Origin of the sequence: Acidiphilium sp. AL (genome assembly GCF_025499445.1) — a bacterium.
Taxonomy (GTDB): Bacteria; Pseudomonadota; Alphaproteobacteria; order Acetobacterales; family Acetobacteraceae; genus Acidiphilium; species Acidiphilium iwatense.
This window is the reverse complement of the sequence record NZ_JAIMBZ010000079.1, coordinates 1-6,882: the sequence shown is the minus strand read 5'-3', so window position 1 is coordinate 6,882 and position 6,882 is coordinate 1. Positions and strand designations below refer to the sequence as shown.

Here is a 6,882-nt window from a genome sequence, read left to right as displayed (position 1 = left end):
ATGAACATGCCGCCAGGGAATCACAACTCGAGTCGCGCCGCAAGCCCAATGTATGGACACATCATTCAAATATAAAACCGCGCTATCCCAAGCCACCCAATGCGTTCAAGCAGTTTCAAAGTGAAAACTTCGGGCTAGATCTCAAAATCATAAGATTTTTCGGTGGGCATCGGAACCGGCTTTGGACGAGGGAGAAAAGCCGTCGGCAGCCTGCCATCAATGAAGGCCAGGCCGCCTCCGATCATGGCCATTCCTGCAAACTCTCGGATCAGCAGTGCCTCGCCCAACACAAACGAACCGAGCAGGATTGCGCTGACCGGGATCAGGAATGTGACAAGCAGCAGATTGGTCGCCCCCGCCGCAGCAAGAATGCGGAAATAGAGAATGTAGGCAAGCACGGTGCACAGAAGCGCGATCCCAATCAGCGCTCCCCACGTCTCCGCGTCCGGTGCCGGCAGTGTCCAAGGACGATCGGCAAAAACCACCACTGGGATCAGCACGAGGGTGCTGCCGGTAACTTGGCCGGTCGCGACCTTGATCGGCGAGATATCTTTGAATCGCCGACCATAAATGCCGGCAAAGGCGTAAACCAGCGCCGCCCCCAGGCAGGCGACTTCCCCAAGAATGCCCCCCTTGGCCATGCCCGCCAGTGCTCCTGGCCCAACGAGCACAGCGACACCGGCAAAGCCGATCGCGACACCGACAAACTTGCTGCGGGTCAGCTTCTCGTTTGCGGTCAGCATATGCGCGACGACCACGGTGAACATCGGCGTCGTAGCGTTGAGGATGGAGGCAAGCCCGCTCGAAATCCGGGTTTCGCCGAATACGATCAGCGAAAAGGGGATGACGTTGTTGAGCACGCCCATGACGATGAAGTCAGCCCAGAGACGCGGCGAGGCCGGCATGAAGTCACCTCGCAACCCAAGCCACAGGTTCAGAATAACAGCGGCCAAACCCACGCGGCCGAGAACCACGGTGAAGGGCGGCAGTTCGGCGACCAGCACCTTAAAGAAAAAGAACGACCCGCCCCACAGCGCAGCGAGGGCCAGCAGCATAACCCACTCTCTACATCCCATCGCCGGCACTGGTGCGGTCTTAACCGTCATCGAACTCATCCCCTTCAATTCGACAGAAAGGTATCGACGCCACCGCGTCGCGGCACTCCGAATCTTGTGCTCGTATTCGGACGCACGTTTCCCCATGGTCAGTGAAAGATCAGGGCGCAACGATCCGCTCCCTTCAATCGGTTCGAAATCTCCGCTCAGAAACACTGGAAACGGCGGCGCGATTCGCGTCGGGAGCGAAAATCGCGGCTGAGCAGGCGGCCGGCGCAGGTCGATGCGGGGACATCGGCCAAGCCGGCCAACGCACTCAGGCGCGATTTGCGCACCGGCGCTTGCGTTCAACGCCGATGTCGGTCATGACATAGCCATCGAACTCCCGCGCGGGAGAGAGCGGCATGAACGCCGCCGCCGAAGGCGCAACCGGCCCCCGGAAACGCTCAGGCAAAAGGACCGCGTGAGAACACGATCTCTGGAAAGCCGGCGCAGCGCGCCGCACCGAAGGCGTAAGGGCGGGGAAACTCCTGCCCGAATCTCTCAGGTTCCGCGACAGAGGGGGGTCAGCCTGGACGGTTCTGCACCCGTCCGCTGAACGCGGAGAATCCTGTGGCCGATGCCGAAACGCTGACCGTTCCGCTCGATGCGATGCATCGCGGCCTGGGCGCGCGCATGGTCGGCTTCGCCGGCTACGCCATGCCGGTGCAGTATGACGGCATCATCGCCGAACACCTGCATTGCCGCGCCCATGCCGCCTTGTTCGACGTCTCGCATATGGGCCAGGCGATCCTGTCCGGCCCCGGTGCCGCCGCCGCGCTGGAACGCGTCGTCACCGGCGACATCGCCGGGCTGCAACCGGGGCGCCAGCGCTACACCCTGCTGATGAACGCGGATGGCGGCATCGTCGACGATCTGATGGTCGCCAATCTCGACGGGTATTATCTCCTCGTCCTCAACGCCGCGCGCAAGCATGTCGATCTTGCCCATATCCGCGCCCATCTGCCCGATGCCGTCAGCCTCACCCCGCATTTCGGCCGCGCCCTGCTCGCCCTGCAAGGCCCCGAATCCGGCGCGGTTCTCGCCTCACTGGCGCCCGAGGTCGCCGCGCTGCGCTTCATGGACGCGATCGAGACCACGCTCGAAGGCGCGCGCATGACCATCACCCGCTCCGGCTATACCGGCGAGGACGGGTTCGAGATCGGCCTGCCCGCCGAACGCGCCGACGCGCTCGCCACCACCCTGATCACCGATGCGCGGGTGAAACCCGCCGGGCTCGGCGCGCGCGATTCGCTCCGCCTCGAAGCCGGGCTGCCGCTCTACGGCAACGATATCGACGAAACCACCAACCCGATCGAGGCCGGGCTCGGCTTCGCGATCGGCAAGCGCCGCAAAATGGCGTGGAATTTCGCCGGCGGCGCCGCGGTGCGCGCCATACACGACAGCGGCCCCGCCCGCCGCCTAGTCGGCCTGCGCGCCGACGGCCGCGCACCCGTGCGGGCGGGTGCCGAACTGACCGACGCCAAGGGCGCGCCGGCCGGCATCGTCACCTCCGGCACCTTCGCGCCCAGCCTCGATGCGCCGGCGGCGCTCGGCTATGTCCGCGCCGATCTTGCCCGCGACGGCACCATCCTCGCCGCCGCACTGCGCGGCCGCGCCGTGACCATGCGCGTCGCCCCGCTGCCCTTCATTCCGCACCGCTACGCCCGCTGAAAGGACCTCCGCCATGACCGAAATCAGATACACCAAGGACCACGAATGGGTGAGGCTCGACGGCGACATCGCCACTGTGGGCATCACCGATCACGCGCAATCCGCCCTCGGTGACATCGTGTTCGTCGAACTGCCGGAACCCGGCCGCGCCGTTGCCGAAGGCGAAGCCTGCGCCGTGGTCGAGAGCGTGAAAGCCGCGTCCGACGTCTATGCCCCGCTCGCCGGCACCGTCACCGAAAACAACGCGTCCCTCGCCGCCGATCCCGGCGTCGCCAACCAGGATGCCGAAGCCGGCGGCTGGTTCTTCAAGCTGCGCCTCGCCGGCCGCGCCGGATTCGACGCGCTGCTGAGCGCCGCCGACTACCAGACTTTCGTGCAATCGCTCTGACCGGAGCCGCCGCCATGGATACTCTCGCCGCATTCGATGCGATCCTCGCCGAAGATCGGTTCGCCGCGCGCCATATCGGCCCCGATGCCGCCGAGCGGGCAGCGATGCTGCACCAGCTCGGCATCCCCTCGATCGGCGCGCTGATCGCCCGCACCGTCCCCGGCGCGATCCTGGCGGAGCGAAAGCTCGACCTTCCGACACCGCTGACCGAGGGTGAAATCCTCGACGATCTGCGCCACTACGCGGGCGAGAACGCGGTCAAGCGCAGCCTGATCGGCCTCGGCTACCATGGCACCGTCACCCCGCCGGTCATTCTGCGCAACGTGCTGGAAAGCCCCGGCTGGTACACCGCCTACACGCCGTATCAGGCGGAAATCGCCCAAGGCCGGCTCGAAGCCCTGCTGAATTTCCAGACCATGATGGCGGGACTCGCCGGCATGGACATCGCCAACGCCTCGCTGCTCGACGAAGCGACCGCCGCTGCCGAGGGTGTCGCGCTGGCCCGCGCGGTGCATCGCGCGAGTTCGACGACCATCGCCGTCGCACGTGATCTCCACCCGCAGACCCGCGCCGTCATCGCCACCCGCGCGGCACCACTCGGCTGGAGCATCGCCGATATCGAACCGGGCGATGCCGCAGCGATCGAGGCCGCCAAACCCTTCGCCCTGGTCCTGCAATATCCGGGAACCACCGGCGTGGTTCGCGATCTGTCGGCGGAAATCACCGCCGCGCATAACGCGGGCGCGCTCGCCATCGTGAGTGCTGACCCGCTCTCCCTCACCCTGCTCAAGCCGCCCGGCGAGATGGGCGCGGATATCGTGGTCGGCTCGGCCCAGCGCTTTGGCGTGCCGATGGGCTTCGGCGGCCCGCATGCCGCGTTTTTCGCGACACGCGACGCTCTCAAGCGCCACATGGCCGGACGTCTGGTCGGCGTTTCGGTCGATGCCGCCGGCGCGCCCGCGCTGCGCCTTGCCCTGCAAACCCGTGAGCAGCATATCCGCCGCGAAAAGGCGACCTCCAACATCTGCACCGCGCAGGTGCTGCTCGCGGTCATCGCCGGATTCTATGGCGTCTGGCACGGGCCGGAAGGGCTGATCCGCATCGCGAAACGCGTGCATCTCGCCGCCCGCCTGCTCGCGGGTGCCGCAACCAAAGCCGGCTTCGCGCTCCGCCACGATGTTTTCTTTGACACGATCGCGTTAACAACGGGTGAAAAAACCGATACCATCCTCGCTCGCGCGCTCGATGCGGGCTTCAATTTCCGTCGCATCGATGAGAAAACGCTCGGCATCGCGCTCGACGAAACCGTAACGCACCAGGAACTGACGATTCTCGCCGGCATCCTCGGCGGCGCCGCTGAGGCCATGCCGACGCCGCTCGCGGCGCTGGCCCGGAACACGAAATTCATGACCGCGCCGGTGTTCCACGCGCACCGCTCCGAACACGCGATGCTGCGCTACCTGAAACGCCTGGAAGACAAGGACATCGCGCTCAACCGCAGCATGATTCCGCTCGGTTCCTGCACCATGAAACTCAACGCGACCGCCGAGATGATCCCGATCACCTGGCGCGGTTTCGCCGATATCCATCCTTTTGCGCCGCCGGACCAGACGCGCGGTTATCGCGCGCTGATCGACCGGCTCGCGACCGATCTCGCGCGCATTACCGGCTTTGCCGCCGTTTCGCTGCAACCCAATTCCGGCGCGCAGGGCGAATATGCCGGGCTGCTCAGCATCCATGCCTTCCATGCATCGCGCGGCGACGCTGCGCGCGACATCTGCCTGATCCCGTCCTCCGCGCACGGCACCAACCCCGCCTCGGCGGCGATGGCCGGGTATCGCGTCGTGGTGGTCGGCTGCGACCGCGCCGGCAATATCGACCTTGCCGATCTCGATGCGAAAATCGCCGCCCATGCCGGTCGCATCGCCGCGCTGATGATCACCTATCCCTCGACCCATGGCGTGTTCGAAGCGACGGTCCGCGAGATTTGCGCCAAAATCCACCGCGCCGGCGGCCAGGTGTATATGGACGGCGCCAACATGAACGCGCAGGTCGGCCTTACCAGCCCCGCCGCGATCGGGGCGGATGTGTGTCATCTCAACCTGCACAAAACCTTCTGCATCCCGCATGGCGGCGGCGGACCGGGCGTCGGACCGATTGCGGTCGCGGCGCATCTTGCCCCGCATCTGCCCAATCACCCGATGCGCGATGACGCTGGGCCGGCCACCGGCTATGGCCCGATCAGCGCCGCACCATTCGGCAGCGCCTCGATCCTGTCGATTCCCTACGCCTATATCCGCATGATGGGGGCGGAGGGGCTGCGCGAGGCGACCGAAATCGCCATCCTGAACGCCAACTACATCGCCCATCGCCTCGGCGCCCATTATCCGATCCTCTATGCCGGCGCTAACGGCATGGTAGCCCATGAGTGCATCATCGACTGCCGGGGCTTCCAGGCCGATACCGGCATTCAGGTCGAGGATATCGCCAAACGGCTACAGGATTACGGGTTTCACGCGCCCACCATGTCCTGGCCGGTGCCGGGCACGCTGATGATCGAACCCACCGAAAGCGAAACCAAGGCCGAACTCGACCGCTTCTGCGATGCGATGATCGCGATCCGCGCGGAAATCGTCGCCATCGCGGCGGGCACGCTGCCGCGCGACGACAATATGCTGAAAAACGCGCCGCATACCGCGTCCGAGGTCATGGCGACCACCTGGAACCACGCCTATAGCCGCGAGCAGGCGGCGTTTCCGCTGCCCTATGTCGCCGGATCGAAGTACTGGCCGCCGGTCAAGCGGGTCGATAACGTCTATGGCGACCGCAACCTCGTCTGCACCTGCGCGCCACTCTCGGACTACGCGGAGGCGGCGGAGTGAGGGTAGCAATGGCACGCTTCAAGATAAGATCGGATGATTAGAGCATTTTCCGTTCGCTTTGGCTCACGGATAAAGCTCTATCTAATACCATGTGTGGACGGCCCTTTGGGTTCAAGTCGTTTTTTTGCAGAATCTGATGTTGGTTCGAATGCGGTCATGTGTCCGGCCTGTTGATGCGGCGCTATGACCGCTGGCCCAGATGGGTTCCGCGAGTGCCATCCAAACAACGGTGCGGCATGTGATTGCCATCGGTATTAACGGATTTCCTGATTACGCATGTTGATCCGTGAATTTTCGGGCGGTATGATCTGCTGCGAATGGACGAATTTCCTGGAGTGTGGGATGGCACGGAACAAAGTTCAGTTTCAGAAAGGTCTCAGCGAAGCGGAGTTTGATCGGCTCTAAGGAACGGAAGAAGCCTGCCGGGCGATCGTTTACTCCTGGCGCTGGGCGAAAGGTTTCGTCTGTCCGGTGTACGGGGACACGCGGCATTGCGTGGTGAAGCCTCGACAATTGTTCCAGTGCACGGGGTGCGGTCGGCAGACCTCACTGACGGCGGGAACGATTTTCGCGCAGACCCATTTGCCGTTGCTCACCTGGTTCCGCGCAATGTATCACCTGACGCAGAGCAAAGGGGGGGCTCGAGCATCGAGCTTGGCCGCCGGCTCGGGGTGACGCAGACCACCGCCTGGAAGCTGAAGCACAGTAAGCGCGAATTTCGGCGCACCTAGGCCGGGTGGCGGGCTGCTGGGAATAGGTGTCCACTTACGGGAGGTGGATACTTATGATGGAGCGGATTGGACCGCATGGTCTGGAAATAACGGGCGTGAGGCGCGATGGGCGT

4 protein-coding genes, 1 pseudogene and 2 riboswitches are annotated in these 6,882 nt (G+C 64.5%); of the genes and pseudogenes, 4 read left to right on the top strand and 1 reads right to left on the bottom strand.

Features of this window, described 5'->3' with window-relative positions; translation table 11 throughout:
• Positions 1-134 precede the first annotated feature (134 nt).
• Positions 135-1,106 (bottom strand): DMT family transporter, encoded by a 972-nt coding sequence (locus tag AiwAL_RS19550; RefSeq protein ID WP_262313411.1) that lies wholly within the window; start codon positions 1,104-1,106, stop codon positions 135-137.
• Positions 1,107-1,435: 329 nt separating this feature from the next.
• Positions 1,436-1,527: riboswitch (glycine riboswitch) on the top strand.
• 4 nt (positions 1,528-1,531) lie between these two features.
• Positions 1,532-1,616: riboswitch (glycine riboswitch) on the top strand.
• A 51-nt stretch (positions 1,617-1,667) separates the two neighbouring features.
• Here AiwAL_RS19550 and gcvT point away from each other — a divergent pair.
• The 4 genes and pseudogenes from gcvT to AiwAL_RS19530 all read left to right on the top strand — a co-directional run.
• Positions 1,668-2,768: a glycine cleavage system aminomethyltransferase GcvT gene (gene gcvT / locus AiwAL_RS19545; protein ID WP_235706127.1), complete on the top strand. Its 1,101-nt coding sequence runs from the start codon at positions 1,668-1,670 to the stop codon at positions 2,766-2,768.
• A 13-nt stretch (positions 2,769-2,781) separates the two neighbouring features.
• Positions 2,782-3,156, top strand: a complete 375-nt coding sequence (gene gcvH, locus AiwAL_RS19540; RefSeq protein ID WP_235706128.1) for a glycine cleavage system protein GcvH — start codon at positions 2,782-2,784, stop codon at positions 3,154-3,156.
• Between the two features lie 14 nt (positions 3,157-3,170).
• Complete coding sequence (gcvP, locus tag AiwAL_RS19535) at positions 3,171-6,038, top strand: aminomethyl-transferring glycine dehydrogenase (protein ID WP_235706129.1); 2,868 nt, start codon at positions 3,171-3,173, stop codon at positions 6,036-6,038.
• A gap of 342 nt (positions 6,039-6,380) precedes the next feature.
• Positions 6,381-6,742: pseudogene (locus AiwAL_RS19530) on the top strand (transposase); the annotation flags it as partial.
• Positions 6,743-6,882: the final 140 nt, after the last annotated feature.